This window comes from Mesorhizobium sp. M0139 (assembly GCF_040322455.1).
In the GTDB taxonomy this organism is placed as follows: Bacteria; Pseudomonadota; Alphaproteobacteria; order Rhizobiales; family Rhizobiaceae; genus Mesorhizobium.
This window is the reverse complement of record NZ_JAMYTN010000010.1, coordinates 207,757-224,934: the sequence shown is the minus strand read 5'-3', so window position 1 is coordinate 224,934 and position 17,178 is coordinate 207,757. Positions and strand designations below refer to the sequence as shown.

Genomic DNA, 17,178 nt, shown 5'->3' with positions numbered 1-17,178 from the left:
GGCCGTCGGCGAGTTGCTTCGGCGTATAGCGCCCGTCATGGTTGGCGAGCACGCTGTCGGCAGCGAAGACGCCCGTCCTGAGGGAATGCGATGGCCGCTGCCTGTTTTGGTGGGGCTTGGACCGGGGCTTCCTGTGGATCTTGACGAGCGGCCAATACGAAGATCTCGACGGCTCCGCCCAGCGGATCCTTATCGATCGGGAAGAGCCGCGAGGCTGAACCGGTCGGCGGCGTCAACGACTGTGCGGATGCTGGTCGTCATCGACCGAATCTTTAGCTGGATTGCCTCGTCATGATGATATCGGCGCGCGTGCGAAGAACGGATCAGCCACAACACGTTGCCGAACCTTTGGGTAGGAGGGGCACGCGATTGGGAAGCCGACCATTCAGAATGACTAGACATGCAACGTTTTCGCGGCAATCGACCACTCGACCGTGAACCCGCAGTTGCCGGGTTTGTCGAGCCTGGTTGATCCAGATCAGCGTTATCTCTTCATCGGCATGGTTTCATTGACCAGGCTTCCAACGGAGAACGCATGTCTATCGACGCTGGGGAGATGAGCGGCAAACCGTGGGTGATTGCGATGCTTCAAGAGCGCTTCGTATCGCAGATAGCCGCTATGGCGGCACGCTGATGGCCGGCTCTGTCGAGACATTCGACATCATTGTCGTCGGAGCTGGGCCGGTCGGACTTGCCTTCGCAGCATCGCTCGCCCGGAGCCGACTCAAGGTAGCTGTGGTTGAACGGCAGTCGCTCGACAGCCTCGCGAATCCGGCTTTCGACGGTCGCGAGATCGCGCTGACCCACGCATCAGTGAGAATCCTTCGCGAGCTCGGCGCCTGGGATGCCATCCCCGCATCGGACAAATCACCGCTTCATGGCGCGCGCGTGCTCAACGGATCGAGCCCTTTCGCCCTGTGCTTCGATACTCCCAGCGGATCTGGGGAACCACTCGGATTTCTGGTCCCAAATTGTCGGATCCGCGATGCCCTGTTCAAAATTGTCTACTTCCAGGATCATGCCCCGGTGCTGTGCGGCAACTCGGTCGTCAATGCAACAAATAGCGACGACGAGGCGGTCATAACGCTTTCTGATGGCAGGCAATTGGCCGCTCGGCTGCTCGTCGCAGCGGATTCGCGTTTGTCCGCGATGCGCGACCTGCTCGGCATTGGCGCCAACATCCATCCGCTTGGCCACTCAATGCTGATTTGCCGAGTGAGGCACGAGCGCTTCCATCACCAGATCGCGGTCGAATGGTTCGACCACCATCAGACCATAGCGATGTTGCCGCTCATGGAAGGCGTGTCGTCGCTGCTTCTGACTTTGCGCTCAATCGAGGCCGATAGACTGTCTGTTCTCGATGACGAATTGTTCCTCATGGAATTGATGAACCGGTGTCGAGGATGCCTCGGGCAGATGACCCTGGCAAGCACCCGCCATGCCTATCCGCTGGTCACGACCTGGGCTCACAAGTTCTCGGCACCGAGTGCGGCACTGATAGGAGACGCTGCCATCGGCATGCACCCGGTGACCGCGCATGGCTTCAACATCGGCCTCAGCGGCCAGAAGCAACTCGCTCATAAAATACTGACAGCATGTCGCGCCCGCCGCGACATTGCCGATCCCGACATGCTCGGCAGATACGAAAGCCGGCTGCGGCTGTCGGCGGCGCCGCTCTATCATGCCACCAACATGCTTGTCGGTCTTTACTCAAGCGAGCACCCGGCGGCACGGCTTGCAAGACATGCTGGGCTCCGCTTTGCCCAACATCTTCCCTTTGTCCGCCATGGCATTTCGGCCATGCTCAGGCGGTGAATCGCACAGAGCGCTACCGCTCTGGAGCGCTGTCTCGGCGCGGCTTCTTTGTCTTGCTGGCTCGCAGCGTCGCGGGCAAGGCTGCTTCCTGGTGACGTTGCCGATCATGGCATGATTCGGATCAAGGCACGCGCGCGGGCGAAACCTTGATGATTCGGCAATGCTAAGCCAAAGGTGTGACCCGAAGCATGGTGAGCGCACTGGTTACCCTCGCTGGGTAGTTAACCCGTCCTTCAGTGGGCTTGCATAGGTTTGGTCCTCGCGAACAATGACGGAAGCAAGCTGGTCCATTCATGGCACCCCTAAAGAAAGAAGAATCGCTGGAGGCCAAAATCCGTCAGGATCAGCTTGCTGACCTGAGGGCCGGGCTCTTCGTGTCGATGCCGATAAGCGCGATCCTGTCAGGCCTGATTTGCGGGGTGCAGGCCCTTTCTGGCGGCGGCTTTGCCGCTGCAAGCTGGTTCCTGGTCGTCAATGCGCTAAATGCCGCCCGGCTTGCACTCGCCCGTTTTCAGCTAAAGGAAACGGGGCGCCATCAGGATTTGCTTGGCGTTTTGCCGCGCCTTCGCATGTTTGGCGTCCTTGCCCTTCTGGCAGGGTTTGCCTGGTCCTTCCCGGCCGTGCTGACTGTTGGATACACAACACCTCAAGCACCGATGCATCTGGTCATACTGGCGGGCATTTCAGCTGGTGCGGTTACATATGGCAGTTCGTATGCCGCGGCGGCGACCAGCTTCATCACACCTCCACTCCTCATCACGGTGGCGTGCCTTTTGGCGAAAGGCAATTTTGAACGCTACATTCTGGCTTTCACCGTTCTGCTCTTCATGGGCGGCTTGGTCCGAGCTTCGTTTGTTGGGCAGGCGCGCTTCCGCGAAGCAAGCCGCCTGAGACATGAGGCAGAGCGACTTGCGTCGGAAATGGAGCGCAACTCCAGGGAGGACCATTTGACCGCCCTTCTCAACAGGCGGGGCCTTGAACACGCCATCGGTCGGTTCAAGACCGCGGATGGCCCCTTCGTGGCAATGCTGATTGATCTGGACGGCTTTAAATCTGTCAACGACACCTACGGTCACAGGACCGGTGATGAACTGCTTGTCATGATCGCCCGCCGCATAGAGCAGGAAGCACCGGAAGGCTCAACGCTAGCTCGTATCGGCGGCGATGAATTCGTGCTGGTTTTTCCCTCAACGAGAGCTTCGCTTTCTGCCAGTGATCTCGCCTCCAATATCATAGCCAAAATTGCTCGCCCCTATATCGGGGTCGCGTCCGTGCGCGTCGGGGCATCGATAGGGATATACTTGGCGCAGACGTCGAGCCTGACTGAAATGCTGTTGCGGGCCGATATCGCCCTTTATACGGCCAAGCGCCATGGCAGGAACGAATTTTGCCTGTTCGATGCCGAACTCGACCGGGAACTCCAACGCCGCCAGTCCATCGAACGGGACCTTCATTCGGCGATAAAGACGGGAAGATTGCAACCTTGGTTCCAGCCGATCGTGAAACTCGACACCGAGGCCGTGGTCGGTTTTGAAGCCTTGCTGAGATGGTCCCATCCGACACATGGTGCCATCTCTCCACCCGAAATCATCACAGCCGCACGCGAAACCGGAATGCTTCAGCTGCTGACGCAAACCGTATTCGCCGACTGTTGTGCTTTTATCGACGGCTTGGTGAAAGCTGACTGTCGTAACATTCGTGTGGCGATGAATGTTTCCCCGCGCGAACTGGAAGCCGGCGATATCGACGACATGGTTCTGGATGGTCTGGCCGCAAGAGGCCTGCCTGCGACGATGTTCGAAATCGAGATTACCGAAGAATCGCCGGTGGATCCGGACAGAGTGGATGAAAAGCTCGGACGGCTTTCGCATGCCGGTATTTCCATCGCGCTCGACGACTTCGGCACCGGCTTTTCTACCTTGGCATCTCTCAAGGACCGTCGGATACGCAAGGTGAAAATAGACCAAGGCTTCATTCGCGGCTTGGCCAAGTCCCGAGAGGACCGACTGCTTGTCAAATCGGTCATCCAACTCGGTGACATGCTCGGGATCGAGGTCATGGCCGAGGGCGTCGAAACAGAGGCGGATCGGCAAACCCTGCACAAGCTTGGTTGCCGAACCGCTCAAGGCTTCCTCTTCTCCAAGGCTGTGCCTTTGATGCAAGCACTGGAAATGGCAGTCAAACAGTACGCGAACCAGTTGTGACCGCTCCCGCAGCGCCCGCTGTCGCGGCCGTGCGCTGCCGAATTTGGCTACAGAGACTTGCCTACTCGAAACACGTGGCATTGGGCGCTGTGCATCAGCCGGCGAACAGTTCCTTGTAGCCGGTCGTCACCATCCAGTTCGCACGGTCGATATGGCTGCGAAGAGCTTTGCGGGCGCGGACCGGGTCAATGGACGGGTCGATGCCGAGGATGCGCTCGGCCATCTCCTTTTCGCTGGCATTCTCGGCGCAGGCATCCAGGATCCGCAGGTAGATCGTGAAATGCTCCCTGTCGTAGCTCGTGAGGTTCTCCGACCAGGGGACTTCATCGCTCAAACTTGAGCTTCGAGTCTCATCTGTTCCCATTGGTCCATTCATGCCTGCGAACCTCGCCTGTGAGCGCAGGCAGTATATCCCAAAATGGGATAATCCGAAACCGGGATTAGTCGCTGATCCGGTCTTTACCCGACCGGTTCGCCTCCATGCCCAAATCCCTTCGATCGCCCCGCCACCAGCGGTTCCTGGCCCGGCTGGTTTTGCTGCGCAAGGCCAAAGGCCTGACCCAGAAGCAGCTGGCTGACAAGCTTGGTCGTCCCCAATCCTTCGTGGCCAAGTACGAGGGCGCAGAGCGGCGTCTCGATGTCATCGAGTTTCTCGACATAACTGCGGCCCTTGACGCTGATCCGTGCGAGATTCTCTCCAGCCTCCGGTCCTAGCGGGCGCGCCGCATCTATCATGATCACGGACAGGAATATTGAGGGGGACAACGCCTCAATTTGTTGAAAGGCGAGCGCTGGTTTTCGGAGGAAGCCGCGCGCACGGCGCCGATGCCTTTTGGTTCTCGACGTAACTGCGGCGCCTGACCATGTGCGAAAAAACTTGGCGGGCGCCCGCGCGCCTGACGACGCGCACCAGGTGCTCGTGAACCGAGCCCGCTTTTCTTCGGCAAGCTCAGGCGGTCTCGGCCATTCGGCTTCGCCCCTTGGCGTGGGCAGCCCTTCGGGCTGTGACGGCCGCCGCCCTTGCGGGCGGCGCGGTTTGTCTGTTGGCCTTTCCCGGTGGCGCGGGGCGGGCGGCACTCCCTTCTAGACCCGCCGCGGCAGCCCGCAACCCTTCGCGTGCCGCTCAGGGTCCTCCTCTTCGTTCCGGTCCTTCGGATGCGGTCCGCCTACCACGGCGGGCCTTTCCGGTCGCGACTCGCCGCCCACCCCGCTTCCGGGGAAAGGCGCGGCGATTGGCGAGCGGAGGATAACACATGCGTGCAAACAGCAAGCGTACCACCAGCGGAGAGGCTGGCGCAGGCAAGGGCAGGCGCCCAGGCGCAAGCCTCTATCAGGAGATCACCGACCGCATCATTGCCGAGCTGGAGCGCGGCACCGTGCCATGGGTCAAGCCATGGGGCAGCGCAAAAGCAGGCCTCGGCCTGCCGAGGAATGCGTCCACGGGGCGCACCTATTCCGGCATCAATATCCTCATCCTGTGGGGCGCCGTCATCGAGCGCAGCTATCCCAGCCAGAAATGGCTGACCTTCCGGCAGGCGCTTGCCCTGGGCGGCAATGTCAGGAAGGGCGAGCGCGGCACGACGATCGTGCATGCCGACCGCTTTGTCCCAAAGAACGAGAAGGAGCGCGCACGCCACGAGGGCGATGCACCACAGGCCGTGCCTTTTCTGAAGCGCTTTACCGTCTTCAATGTCGCGCAATGCGACAATCTTCCGGAACACCTCCATGCCCCTGCCGAGCCGCTGCCACAGTGCGAGATCGTGCCGCAGGCCGAGACGCTCATTCTCGCCAGCGGTGCGGATTTCAGGGTCGGCGGCGATCGCGCTTTCTACATGCCGTGCAGCGACCACATTCAGGTGCCGCCGCAGCCAGCGTTCCATCAGCAGATCGACTATTACCGGACCTGCTTTCACGAGCTAGGCCACTGGACCGGCCACCCGACGCGGCTTGCTCGCGACCTCTCCGGCTCGTTCGGCTCCAAGGCCTACGCGCGTGAAGAATTGGTCGCCGAAATCACTGCCGCCTTCGTCTGCAGCAATCTCGGCATCGAGCCGACCGTGCGTCACGCCGATTACATCGGCTCATGGCTGAAGGTGCTGCGCGAGGACAACCGCGCTATATTCCGTGCCGCCAGCCTAGCTTCGAAGGCCGCTGATTTCCTGTTTGGCCTTCCGGCCGATGCGGAAGGCGAGGCGCAAGAAGGCATTGCGGCATGACGATGCGCGACCTCAACTGACCGCGACCGAGCCGACGCCGCAAAGGAGCAGACGCTCATTCCCGGCGTCCAGCCGATCACCACGCGGGCAAACCCTCCTGATGGACGCGCCGATGTGTCCGCGCGCGGCGCAAAGCTGCTCGAGGTCGGTCTCTAATGGGGAGGCGGATCAGAGGAAGGTCCGGTGAACCTTTCTCCCGCCGGACGCAAGAAGTCAACGCGACCCGTTCTGACAAGGAGTCTTTCCATGATACTGATCACCAATCCACTGCGCGCACGACTGCTCGCCCATGGCGCCGCCGGCGCCGACATCACCATTTTCCCGTTGTGAAACTGTTGGATCCGACAGGTGCCGCGACCTCGCTTCTGAGCGAACTCGACGCCGATGGCGACACGCTGTTCGGTCTTTGCGATCTCGGCTTCGGCTTCCCCGAACTTGGCAGCGTCAGTCTGGCCGAGCTTGCATCCGTAAAAGGGCCGCTTGGCCTCGGCATAGAGCGCGACCTGCATTTCCAGGCGCGCTTTCCGATCTCCGTCCATGCCGAAGCCGCCCGCATTTTGCGGCCACGTCACCGAGGCCGAGCGACTGCTGCGGCAGGCAGCAGACGCCCTATCAAAGCCCCATTCCGAGCTTCCGCCCGACACGGCGGAACAGCAGCGCCGATAGGCGCAAAAACCGTCCCGCCGCGTCGGCCTTCGGCCTCCGCGGCGGGGACAACCCGGCAGGCGGTGCTATTTCGCCGCGAAATCGCTTGCCGACGAGCGCGGTGAAGGCGATCCCTTGCCCTGCGCCATCATGGAGGACGGTGACGACGCCGATGCGCTCGAAGCTTCCTGATCGAAAACCTCGCCCGCCTCGATCCTGACGAAGTATGGCAATGGGAGACGTTTCGCGGCTTGTCAGGCAAGGCCGCACCGTTCTCGACATCGCTGTGACCTTCGGCATCACTGATCTCAAGGTCAAACGCATTCTGGCGCTTGGCGACCTCTTGCCCAAAATCCGCGAAGCCTATCGGCGCGAGGAGATCGACACCGAGCCGGTGCGCCATCTCACCATGTCTTCCAAGGCGCAGCAGAAGGACTGGCTGGCACTCTGTGCCGATCCCGATCAATACGCGCCGCGTGGCTATCAATTGAAGCAATGGCTGTTCGGCGGCCAGTCGATTTCCACCAAGGTGGCACTGTTTGCCATCGAGGAGTATCCCGGCCTGATCACCTCGGACCTGTTCGGCGACGACAGCTATTTCGCCGATGCCGACCTGTTCTGGCAAAAGCAGAACGAAGCGATTGCCACCAAACGCGACACCTATCTCAACGAGGGCTGGAGCGAGGTTGTGCGCTGGAACCGGGCCAGTATTTCCACGCATGGACCACGAGAAGACCCCGAAGAAGAAGGGCGGCAAGATCGTCATCACTGTCTCGCATCGCGGCGAGGTCGAGTGTCACGAGGGCTGGCTGTCACGCAAGGAAGCCCGCCGCGCCCGCGAGGGCGGCGAGCAAGAAGAAACAGCCGCCAAGCTGCCGCGCCCCGAAGTCACCGGCCCGATGCACAACTATATCGATCTGCATCGCCATGCCGCCGTGCGCGCGGCCATGCTCGACCATCCCGCCGTGGCGCTGCGCCTCGTGGTGGCGCACGCCATCACCGGTTCGGGCCTGTGGCAGGTGCGGCCTGAGCCGCAGCGCGCAGCCAACGAGACGGTGACTGCCAGCCTTGCCGGCTGCAAGGCTGAAGCCGCATTCGGCAAAAAGCGGCGCGAGGTATTGGCCCTGCTCGGATCACCGGATGAGGATAGCTTGGTAGCCGGCGGCAATGGCGACGCCGTTGCTATCGCCGGCGTGTTCGCGCGCCTCTTGGCGCTCTGCGACGACGATGTCATGCGCGTTCTCACCCTTGTCATGGCCGAGACGCTTGCAGCCGGCAGCGCCGTCGTCGAGGCGCTCGGCAACCACCTGAACGTCGACATGGGCATATGGTGGCAACCGGACGATGCCTTCTTCGACCTCTTGCGCGACAAGGAAATCGCCAATTCGATGCTGGCCGACGTCGGCTGCAAGCTGGTCGCGGACGGCAATGTCGCCGAGAAGGTCAAGACGCAAAAGAACATCATCCGCGACTTCCTGGCGGGCGAGAATGGCCGCCCCTGGGTCGAGACCTGGCTGCCGCGCTGGATGAAATTCCCGGCCGAAAGCTACACCAGCCGCAGCGGCTCCGCACCGCCGATCAGTGGACACAAGTGCAGCCGCTGTTCGTGCGCGAATAGTCGATCAGGGCCCGAGCGGCGGTTCTCTCGATTACCGCCGCTCAGGTCGCGCGCGCCGCTACGGGCCACGCCGGCTGCCTATTGGGCGTCTTGTCGAGCCAGTGCCGCGCGCGAGAAATTCCGACGCCAGTTCGCCCCATTTCGGCAGCCCCGCACCGCGCCGGGTTGCTTGCTGAGGCGCCAAAGGCCCATGGGGCCAATTGTCCGATCCGGTTGCCGACAGAGCCCGCGCAGCCGGCGCTCTGCATTGCGGCCGGCTTCTTGTGTCACCGATCGCGCCACCTGTCTCCATTGTGTCTCGGGGACCATTCCCTGCGGCTGGCTTGTCGACCTATGGGCGGATCAGGCCCGCCCGAAACCCTCGCCGGCAGCTTTTTTCCCCGCCGCCTGCGGCGGCTTCCTCGCGCCGCTTCGCTTCAAAAAAGCTGCCCGCGCGGGTCCTCCGCTATCGCTGCGGCCGTCCCGGTTCCGGCGGTCCGGACCCGCCCATCACGGTCCGCCATCGCAGGGGAATGGTCCCTTGCGAGCACCAAGAGGAGACTGGAAATGACCGCGATCGGATACGTCACCAAACAGGAAAACGGCGGCTACAAGGGCCAGCTCAAGACGCTCAGCGTCCGCGCCGACATCGATATCGTGCCCAATCAGGCAAAGAGCGCCGACACCCATCCCGACTTCCGGGTGCTGACGCAAGGGGTCGAAGTGGGTGCGGGCTGGATCCGCACCGGCGAGACCTCCGGCAAGGACTATGTGAGCCTGTCGATTGCCGCCCCCGAGTTTGGCCCCCGCAAGCTCTACGCCAATCTCGGCCGCGCCGCCGGCCAGGATGACGACGACACTTACGCCATCATCTGGAACCCGGTCGACTAACCGGCCGATCCGGAAAGCCCCGCGCCGCCACCGGCGCGGGGTCCTCTCTCAGGACCCGTGAGGCCGCCGAAGGGGGCGGCGAAAACTCGCCCCCCACTCTTCGCCCGTCCCCAAAACGATCTCGCTCGCCGATCCTCGCCTTGGCTTGTCCGTAGCGAAACGAGGATCATCATGGACGACGAAAACGAACGCGCAGCCCGCGCCAAGAAGGGCAGTCCGTTTCTCAATACCGCGCAGGCGGCCTTCTATATCGGGCTGTCCCAGCGCACGCTGGAGAAGATGCGCCTCAAAGGCGGCGGCCCGCAATTCCGCAAGCACGGCCGCTATGTCCGCTATCACATCGACGAACTCGACGATTGGTCGAAGGGGCACGCGCAGGAGACCGGGCCCGAGGACGGCGGGCACGATTCCGGCTCGGCCGGCGAGGGAGGCCGCTCATGAGCCGGCGTCCCACCATCCATCTGATCGGCAGCCATCTGCGGCGCATTCGGGCGCGCAAGACGATCGCCATGGCCACGATGGGCCTTGCCCTGATCGGCTTCGCCGCCTTCGGCAAACCATCGCCCTGGCTGGTCTGGAACGCCTCGGCGAGTGCGCCGGTCGGCCTCTATCGCGTCGCGTCCGGATCGCCGGCTCTTGGTGATCTCGTACTCGTCCGCCCGCCAAAACCGGTCGTCGATCTGGCCGCCGAACGCTTCTATCTGCCCAGCAACGTGCCGCTGGTCAAGCACCTTGCCGCGCTGGCTGGCGAGCATGTCTGCGCCTTCGGCGACGCCATCATCATCGGCGGCGAGATTGTCGCGCGCCGGCTTGCAACCGACACGCAGCACCGTCCGCTGCCTTGGTGGAATGCCTGCCGAAGGCTCGCCGCTGCCGAGGTTTTCCTACTCGGCAGCGACAAAAATCGCTCGTTCGACAGCCGCTATTTCGGGCCGGTGCCGACCGAAAATATCATCGGGAGGCTCGTGCCGCTATGGACCGAGTGACCCTCCTGATGCTGGGCATGGTGTCTCTCGCACCATGCTCCTGTTCCGCGGCGACCAACACGAAGCCGGTCGTCATCTCCCATAGTCCGCAGCTTGCAAGATGGCAGCCCTTCGTAGCCGAAGCAAGCCGGCGTTTCAGCATTCCACAGACTTGGATTTATGCCGTCATGGATGCCGAAAGCCGGGGGCAGACAAGGCTCAATGGACGGCCGGTCACGTCGAGCGCCGGTGCCATTGGCCTGATGCAGGTGATGCCAGGCACCTACGAGGAGTTGCGCGCAGAGCTTGGCCTGGGAGCCGCCCCGCACGACCCTCGCGACAACATTCTGGCAGGCACTGCCTATCTGCGCGCCATGTATGACCGCTTCGGATTTCCAGGCCTGTTTGCAGCCTATAACGCCGGGCCGGAGCGCTACGAACAGCATTTGCAGCGTGGGCGGCCACTGCCCAGCGAGACGGTTTCGTATCTGGAAGAGGTCAAGGCGGCGGGCATTTCGGCCGCCGATATGGACGCGCTCACCGACAAATCCCGTTCCAAAAGCGCGCCGGGAATCCCTTCCGGGCAGTCGCTGTTTTTCCTCCGAAACGGTGTTTCCGTGACCGGCCCGAATGGCCACCTCCTGGTGCCGCTCGGATCGGAGCGAGCAAGGTCAGGCCGGCCGGATCGCAGGTGAGGGCAGCGGCTACCGCGGTTCGGGCGGGGGGCAGGGAGGCAGGTCCGCGGAAGGCAAGATAAAGGCATCGCCTCCTGGGGCGGCGAAGTGTTTGTCTGCACATCGTTTTCCCGGGAGGTTGCCTGCGGGTCCAGGAGGGTCTGGCGCGCAAGCCTCTGATTTTGCTGCTGGTTCATCGGAGGCCGCATGCAGGATGACGAATTCACGCCGAGGCTCGGCAAAATTGGCTCGCGCGGCTCGAAGGCGGGCAAACGCTACGCTGGCCAGGTCCAGGCCGCGGTCAACCGAGCAGGCGGCAGGAGCGGACGCGGCAGCCGCTTCATCGGAAGCCGGGTGGGGCGCGGCGGGGCTGCTGCCGCCGTTCTTAGAGCACGCGACCGCCACGCGGCGTTTCGGCAGCGGCGCGCAGTCGTCAAGGCACGCATCGTCAAGCTGGCCGGCAAGGGAGTCGACGGAGCTCGTGCGCACCTCCGCTACCTCCAGCGCGACGGCGTCACCCGGGAAGGCGAGCGTGGCGAGCTCTACGCTGCCGACAAAGACCACGCGGACGGCAGGGCCTTTCTCGATCGCGCGAACGGTGACCGTCATCAGTTCCGCTTCATCGTCGCCCCTGAAGACGGTATCGAGTATGATGACCTGAAGCTGCTCACCCGGCGCCTCATGGCGCAAATGGAAGAAGACCTCGGGACCAGGCTAGACTGGGTGGCCGTCGACCATTTCAACACCGGCCATCCTCACACCCACATCATCGTGCGCGGCAGGGACGATCACGGCGAAAACCTCGTCATCGCGCGGGACTACATCTCCTCTGGCCTGCGCGAGCGCGCAGCCGAACTGGTTAGCCTCGACCTTGGCCCGCGCACCGACCGCGAGATCGAGCAGCGCTTGCGCCAGGAGATGGAGCAGGAACGCTTCACCAGCATCGACCGGCAGCTGATGCGCATGCGCGACGAGGGGCATGTCTCACCAGCCAGCCGAGACACCTTTCGCCAGACGCTGCACCAGGGCCGCCTGCGCAAGCTCGAGCGGATGGGCCTCGCCGAGGAGATGCCTTCGGGTCGCTGGCGCCTGGAGGATGATCTCGAAGCCACGCTACGCCGCATCGGCGAGCGCGGCGACATTGTCAAGACCATCCATCGCGAGCTGACCGGCAAGGGGCTCGTCCGCAGTGCCGCCGACTATCTTATCCACGATCGATCCGACGGGTCGGCCCAAACCGTGGTCGGACGTGTCGTCGGGCGCGGGCTGGCCGACGAAATCACTGACCGCCATTACCTCGTCGTCGACGGCGTGGACGGCAAAAGCCACTATTTTGATATCGGCAAAGGCGAGGCCACCCAACCGACACCAGAAGGCTGCATAGTGCGGATCAGGCCGAGGGACACCGGGCCAAGAAAAGTCGACCGCACAATTGCCGGCATCGCCACGGTCAACGACGGGCGCTACAGCATCGATATCCATCTCAAGCATGACCCCTCGGCCACCGAACGCTTTGCCGAAACGCACGTGCGGCGACTGGAGGCGATCCGCCGTGCGACCGGTGGCGTCGAGCGCGAGCCGGACGGCACATGGACAGTCGCGCCCGACCATCTCAACCGCGTCGCGGATTACGAGCGTCAACGAGCGAGGGCCCAGCCTGTTGTCGTCGACAAGCTCTCATCAATGCCGCTGGAGAGCCAAGTAGGCTTTGACGGCGCCACCTGGATCGACCAGGAGCTGGTATCAGCCCACCCTGAGTCCTTGCGCGACTCTGGCTTCGGTCGAGAAGTACGTCAGGTCCAGGCCCGCCGACAGCAGTGGCTGATCGCGCAAGGTCTTGCCCATGATGCGCAGGATCGGGTCATCTATCGCGCCAACATGCTTTCAATGCTGCGCCAACGAGAGCTGAACCGTGTTGCCAGTCAGCTCTCGGACGAACTCGGGCTCTCGTATTCTGAAGCGCAGCATGGCAATCGAATAGACGGTACGCTGCGCCGCTGCGTCGAGCTCGCCGGCGGAAAATACGCTGTCATCGAGAAATCGCGCGAGTTCACGCTGGTGCCCTGGCGGCCGGTGCTTGAGCATCATATCGGCAAGGAGGTGTCTGGCGTGGTGCGCGCCGCGGGGATTTCCTGGACGATCGGACGGCAGAGGAGCGGGCCTGGCGTTTCGTGAACTGGCTACAATTTATTTGTTCACGTTGAAACAGGTACTCAGCCCAGACGGAGTTCCTCCGCCTGCTGCTTGCTCGCAGCATTCATTTGGCGGAGAGTCAGTGTTCTGCATTTTGTAGTTCGCTCTGTCAAAAAGCGCTGGGAATATGCATCATGTTCTGCGTTGACACGGAGGCCGGGCCGACAGGTGCCGCCCTGTGGTTGCGGATCGGCTCCCGATGGCTGCCAGCTAGAAAGGTGGGCTGACTCGTGATAGCGCAAGGGGCTATGGCGGCCGCGGTACGGCGAAGCGAGCTCTGGCATCGAGGATGAAGCCGCACTTCCCGATCTTATTCTACTCGCAGGACCGGCAGACGCGGCGGTCGCCCCTGCGGGTGCTGTTGGCCCTGGCGTGAACTGGCAGTCCGTCCCGCGGGGACTTTGTAACGGAGAAAAGTCGCTGCGATGGCCCGGGTGACGATGCGGTCAGCGACCATGCCAGACGAGATCGGCAGCTTTCTGCCGCGGCACGGCGCCGGAGCCATCAGGCCGCCGCGACATCGGGTCTGGCGCACCTTCGGATGTTGGCTGGCCGCGGTTTACTTCGAGCAGCGCCGGGTGGGTCATGCGGTGCCGCTACTGGGCACCGAGGCAGCTTTGGGCATGAGACCCGTTCAATCGCGCCGGCCACGTCGGTCATCGCGACATCTGGAGTCGAGGCCAGGTCAGACCGGGAAAAAAACCTGCTCGTCGCGCGGGAGCCCCGGGTTGCGCCGTCGATCCTTCCGCCCAACTCAGCGCCGCGCGACCAGCAATAGCCCCTTGCCCCGAAACTGACGCCAAGCCGACGGACCCGCTCTGCGCATACCGATGCCGTCCGCGCCGTCGTCGGCGGAAACCAGCGAGCCGTGGACCTCACACAATCTGAGCCGCTGGTGACGATGTGCATCGCCTACTTCCATCCGCACTCCTATCGACGAACTCGCCCGCTGCCCGCGGTGATGCGAACCCGTGGATGAATATTTCGCCGAAGCCGCAGTGGGGGCTCAGCCTCGACGATTTTTTTGCCTTGCCCCGGCGGGCGGCGCAACCGAGCATCGAGACAAAAAACGGGAAAGGGAGGGCACCAGCCCGTTAGAGCCGTGGCCATCATGATGTGGGGACGATCTCCTGGAAGAAATGTGGAGATCGACGCTCTCCTGACGCGCTCATCGAAGATTTTAGGCCGCGCCGACGTGGCTGCTTGAGCGATAACACTCACTCCGGAGGCCCCAGTGCGGCTCCTTGGCCAAGCTGCTCGGCACGCCGTGAGTGTGCTTTCTTGTTTGGGGAAGGGACTTACGTCTACAACAATCTCGTTTCGATCTACGATGGAGAGTCGGCGAGACAAGTGTTGCTGATGTTCATTGGCTCCGTAGCAACTTCTGCAGTCACAACGCAGCTTATGTTCCTATGCTGGAGAGTTGGCCATTCAACTCGCGTAGCTCGCTTTGTTGCGGTGGAGCTTGGTCAGAGCACACTGCTGCTTTACCTGCTTCAGGGCGCCGTGTTTCGCTTCATGGATCTAATAGGGTTCGGAGAGCTTTGGGATCTCCCGAGCAGAATCGGGTTCGCCACTTTGCTTGGTGCCGCGATCGTTGTCTCCGCTTGACAATTCGCAGGATTGCGCGTGACCACGGATGGTTGTCGCGCGGCTACGCTTAATATGTGACGACGCTTGCGCCTTGTAGGCAATTGTTGCGGCCGCCCACGGCCGACATGAACGTGCTTGGCCGCACGTTTTCTAAGTGAGGCGGAAAGAGGCGCGCGACCCCTCTCCCCAGCAACCCGCCTTGCGGATTCCTCCTCTGCCCGCTTCGCAGACGGGGATACCCTTCGCCCCCTTGCTATTCGTTGCCCGCCGCTATGCAAAGGACGGGCGACCTGAATCCGTGCTCAAGCCGATCTGGCGGCAGAGGGGGGGCGGGCTGAACATGGGACCCGTGATTGACATAATTGCCGCGCGAATTCTCATGCTCGCCTAACCGGCCGGAACGATTTGCAATCCGGGCAGGCTCGACAAATCAAGGAGTAGCTCGTTCCGTGTCCAAGCCCAGACAAGTCTTGGTTATCTCACGGGCGCAATACAAAAGGCACAGGCTGGACTTGGCTGCCGGGGGCGGGGCTTGTCGACCGCTCGATTGAAAGTGAGATGCGAGGCGGAGAATCACCCATGTGCAGAGCGGCAAGGCGCTCGCCTACCTCCCTGTCATTCACCGTCAGCCGATGGTTTAGACGAAGATAGTCCGTCCATGTCGGCGTGCGGAATGTCTCGGTCCAAAGCGTCGACTTCTGAAGGTCGCGCTGGAGGGTCCAGTCCCGCGCACCGGCGCGGCTCTGAACGCGCCGCCTTTCGCGCATGCAGCTCAGAAATTCATCGATACTCTCCTCGGGTATCGAGTACTCCACCTTGATCACGATCGGACCGCTCCTGGGTTTCAAAGGGAGGGCCAGTTCTGGTGGCCTGAAGTCCACGGCCGCTTGATCCGATTCCTCCCATAGCCGCACTGGCAATAGCTTTCCCACAGCCGCGACCAGCAACAGTGCCGCTGCAGCACCTTCCAAAGCCCACGTCAGCGAATAGTACTGCGCGACAGCACCCCAGATCCAGCTGCCCGCTGCCATGCCGCCGTAGGTCAGGGCGTAATAGATGGACAGGGTCCGACCAACGACCCACCTTGGGCTTGCCAACTGCACACACACGTCGGTTCCGGTCCAGGTGACAACCCAGCCAGCGCCACCGATTGCAAGCGCGATCGCCGCCACAGCCACCGACGATGTGAGGGCCATCAAAAGGCAACACGTTGCGCAAGCAACGGATGCGAGCGTGATCAATCGGTTCTGGGACGTAATGCGTCTCAAGTAGCTGCTGCCAATGCCGGCTATGAAGGCGCCTGTGCCGAAGCCAGCCAATAGCACCCCGTAAACAATTGGCCCTCCCGCCAGCTGGTCGCGAACCAGGAGGGGGAGCAGAGCAAGGATCGAGATGCTTGACAGCCCGAATAGGGTTGCACGCACAATCGCCACTCTGATCTCTGAGGATATTGCCGTGAATCGCATGCCATCATGAATGGCCGTAGTCATCCGCTCGCGCGGAAGAGGCGAAAAGCGAACTTGCCACTTTGAGCGCAGAACAGCGCTCAACGGGACCAAGTCACTCAGCGCAGCGAGGGCGAAAGCCGTAAGGGGGCCTAGCAAAGCTAAGATTACACCGCCCAGCGCCGGTCCTATGCTCCGAACCACGTTGTAGCCCACCGACATCAGCGTCACTGCGGCGGGTATGTCGCGCTTTTCCAGGATATCGCCTACCGACGCGTGCCATGCTGGATCGTTCAAGGCAAAGCCGCATCCGGCCAAGAAACTCAGTCCCAGGATCAGCCATGGACTAACAAAGCCCAGTCCCACAGCGAGTGCCAGCGCCGTGGATGCCAGTGCGATAAGGCAGTGTCCGGCAAGCATCACGCCGCGGCGGCTGAAGCTGTCTGCAATGGCTCCAGCAAGGATCGACAAGAAGAACGCGGGCAGTGTCGATGCAGCCTGTACGAGCGCAACCATTAGATCGGAGGCTGAAATCGTCGCCATGAGCCAGCTTATAGCCACGCTCTGCACCAGCCAGCCAAGGCTGGATATCTGCGTGGCTGTCCAGATAGAACGAAAGACCGGGTTGTGAAGAGGGATCAGTGTGTTTGCCGCAAAGCGCGGAGGATCTTGACGCCGCATCACTTCTCTCCTCCACTGGGTGTCGTTCGTCCGCTCATTTGCTTAGAGCGGTGCGCTCTGTGCACAGACTGCGTCACAACGAAGTTCCGAAATCGCGCTCGCAACAAGGACAATGTGACATCCATGGTGCTGATGCGCCTTGAGGTACCAACCTGGCCGTTAGCTGATGGGTCCCGCAGCCCGCTGGGTGCGGTCAGTTCTGCCCTGCGACTCTTGGCTTTGGACGGTGCTAGCGCCCCGATGGCCGGCTTGTCAAACT

The 17,178-nt window shown here is 62.2% G+C and carries 14 protein-coding genes and 2 pseudogenes; 14 read left to right on the top strand and 2 right to left on the bottom strand.

The window, feature by feature from the left end:
- Positions 1 to 101 precede the first annotated feature (101 nt).
- From ccoS to NKJ58_RS19020, 3 genes are all read left to right on the top strand, one after another.
- Positions 102 to 218, top strand: a complete 117-nt coding sequence (gene ccoS / locus NKJ58_RS19030; RefSeq protein ID WP_352886926.1) for a cbb3-type cytochrome oxidase assembly protein CcoS — start codon at positions 102 to 104, stop codon at positions 216 to 218.
- Positions 219 to 633: 415 nt separating this feature from the next.
- The gene (gene ubiM, locus NKJ58_RS19025; protein ID WP_023708052.1) at positions 634 to 1,815 is read left to right on the top strand and encodes a 5-demethoxyubiquinol-8 5-hydroxylase UbiM; all 1,182 of its coding nucleotides are present in this window, start codon (positions 634 to 636) and stop codon (positions 1,813 to 1,815) included.
- 293 nt (positions 1,816 to 2,108) lie between these two features.
- Entirely contained in the window at positions 2,109 to 4,019 is a 1,911-nt protein-coding gene (locus NKJ58_RS19020) for a putative bifunctional diguanylate cyclase/phosphodiesterase (protein WP_023708051.1), read from the top strand.
- 94 nt (positions 4,020 to 4,113) lie between these two features.
- On the opposite strand, the gene NKJ58_RS19015 is transcribed toward NKJ58_RS19020, so the two are convergent.
- Positions 4,114 to 4,395, bottom strand: a complete 282-nt coding sequence (locus NKJ58_RS19015) for a DNA -binding domain-containing protein (RefSeq protein ID WP_081731646.1) — start codon at positions 4,393 to 4,395, stop codon at positions 4,114 to 4,116.
- 104 nt (positions 4,396 to 4,499) lie between these two features.
- Here NKJ58_RS19015 and NKJ58_RS19010 point away from each other — a divergent pair, with 104 nt between their 5' ends.
- The 11 genes and pseudogenes from NKJ58_RS19010 to NKJ58_RS18955 form a co-directional block, all read left to right on the top strand.
- Complete coding sequence (locus NKJ58_RS19010; protein WP_023708050.1) at positions 4,500 to 4,733, top strand: helix-turn-helix domain-containing protein; 234 nt, start codon at positions 4,500 to 4,502, stop codon at positions 4,731 to 4,733.
- A gap of 539 nt (positions 4,734 to 5,272) precedes the next feature.
- A complete protein-coding gene (locus tag NKJ58_RS19005) occupies positions 5,273 to 6,235 on the top strand; it encodes an ArdC family protein (RefSeq protein WP_023753774.1) in 963 nt (320 codons plus the stop codon).
- 246 nt (positions 6,236 to 6,481) lie between these two features.
- Positions 6,482 to 6,901: pseudogene (locus tag NKJ58_RS19000) on the top strand (DUF2958 domain-containing protein).
- A gap of 265 nt (positions 6,902 to 7,166) precedes the next feature.
- Positions 7,167 to 7,910, top strand: a complete 744-nt coding sequence (locus NKJ58_RS18995) for a hypothetical protein (protein ID WP_245261062.1) — start codon at positions 7,167 to 7,169, stop codon at positions 7,908 to 7,910.
- Positions 7,828 to 9,048, top strand: coding sequence for a hypothetical protein (locus NKJ58_RS18990; protein ID WP_352853613.1), 1,221 nt, complete (start codon positions 7,828 to 7,830; stop codon positions 9,046 to 9,048). Before NKJ58_RS18995 ends, NKJ58_RS18990 begins: the two co-directional genes overlap by 83 nt.
- Positions 9,045 to 9,368: a DUF736 domain-containing protein gene (locus NKJ58_RS18985; protein ID WP_023672372.1), complete on the top strand. Its 324-nt coding sequence runs from the start codon at positions 9,045 to 9,047 to the stop codon at positions 9,366 to 9,368. Before NKJ58_RS18990 ends, NKJ58_RS18985 begins: the two co-directional genes overlap by 4 nt.
- Before the next feature lie 171 nt (positions 9,369 to 9,539).
- A complete protein-coding gene (locus NKJ58_RS18980) occupies positions 9,540 to 9,809 on the top strand; it encodes a helix-turn-helix transcriptional regulator (RefSeq protein WP_023672373.1) in 270 nt (89 codons plus the stop codon).
- Positions 9,806 to 10,354, top strand: a complete 549-nt coding sequence (locus NKJ58_RS18975) for a S26 family signal peptidase (protein WP_352853611.1) — start codon at positions 9,806 to 9,808, stop codon at positions 10,352 to 10,354. Before NKJ58_RS18980 ends, NKJ58_RS18975 begins: the two co-directional genes overlap by 4 nt.
- On the top strand, positions 10,342 to 11,028 hold the full coding sequence (locus NKJ58_RS18970) for a lytic transglycosylase domain-containing protein (RefSeq protein ID WP_023704126.1): 687 nt from the start codon (positions 10,342 to 10,344) through the stop codon (positions 11,026 to 11,028). Before NKJ58_RS18975 ends, NKJ58_RS18970 begins: the two co-directional genes overlap by 13 nt.
- A 186-nt stretch (positions 11,029 to 11,214) precedes the next feature.
- On the top strand, positions 11,215 to 13,182 hold the full coding sequence (gene rlxS / locus NKJ58_RS18965) for a relaxase/mobilization nuclease RlxS (protein ID WP_023708047.1): 1,968 nt from the start codon (positions 11,215 to 11,217) through the stop codon (positions 13,180 to 13,182).
- 1,289 nt (positions 13,183 to 14,471) lie between these two features.
- A pseudogene (locus tag NKJ58_RS18955) lies at positions 14,472 to 14,864 on the top strand (nodulation factor fucose acetyltransferase NolL); the annotation flags it as partial.
- A 408-nt stretch (positions 14,865 to 15,272) separates the two neighbouring features.
- Here the strand turns inward: NKJ58_RS18955 and NKJ58_RS18950 are convergent.
- Positions 15,273 to 16,919, bottom strand: a complete 1,647-nt coding sequence (locus NKJ58_RS18950; RefSeq protein WP_352853609.1) for an MFS transporter — start codon at positions 16,917 to 16,919, stop codon at positions 15,273 to 15,275.
- Between the last annotated feature and the right edge of the window lie 259 nt (positions 16,920 to 17,178).

What these genes read in the sequence shown, in the direction of transcription:
- rlxS (WP_023708047.1), top strand. Translation starts at nt 11,215, where the DNA reads ATGCAGGATGACGAATTCACGCCGAGGCTCGGCAAAATTGGCTCGCGC.
- NKJ58_RS19005 (WP_023753774.1), top strand. Translation starts at nt 5,273, where the DNA reads ATGCGTGCAAACAGCAAGCGTACCACCAGCGGAGAGGCTGGCGCAGGC.
- NKJ58_RS18985 (WP_023672372.1), top strand. Translation starts at nt 9,045, where the DNA reads ATGACCGCGATCGGATACGTCACCAAACAGGAAAACGGCGGCTACAAG.
- ubiM (WP_023708052.1), top strand. Translation starts at nt 634, where the DNA reads ATGGCCGGCTCTGTCGAGACATTCGACATCATTGTCGTCGGAGCTGGG.
- NKJ58_RS18970 (WP_023704126.1), top strand. Translation starts at nt 10,342, where the DNA reads ATGGACCGAGTGACCCTCCTGATGCTGGGCATGGTGTCTCTCGCACCA.
- NKJ58_RS19010 (WP_023708050.1), top strand. Translation starts at nt 4,500, where the DNA reads ATGCCCAAATCCCTTCGATCGCCCCGCCACCAGCGGTTCCTGGCCCGG.
- NKJ58_RS18980 (WP_023672373.1), top strand. Translation starts at nt 9,540, where the DNA reads ATGGACGACGAAAACGAACGCGCAGCCCGCGCCAAGAAGGGCAGTCCG.
- NKJ58_RS19015 (WP_081731646.1), bottom strand. Translation starts at nt 4,395, where the DNA reads ATGAATGGACCAATGGGAACAGATGAGACTCGAAGCTCAAGTTTGAGC.
- NKJ58_RS18975 (WP_352853611.1), top strand. Translation starts at nt 9,806, where the DNA reads ATGAGCCGGCGTCCCACCATCCATCTGATCGGCAGCCATCTGCGGCGC.
- NKJ58_RS19020 (WP_023708051.1), top strand. Translation starts at nt 2,109, where the DNA reads ATGGCACCCCTAAAGAAAGAAGAATCGCTGGAGGCCAAAATCCGTCAG.
- NKJ58_RS18990 (WP_352853613.1), top strand. Translation starts at nt 7,828, where the DNA reads ATGCTCGACCATCCCGCCGTGGCGCTGCGCCTCGTGGTGGCGCACGCC.
- NKJ58_RS18950 (WP_352853609.1), bottom strand. Translation starts at nt 16,919, where the DNA reads ATGCGGCGTCAAGATCCTCCGCGCTTTGCGGCAAACACACTGATCCCT.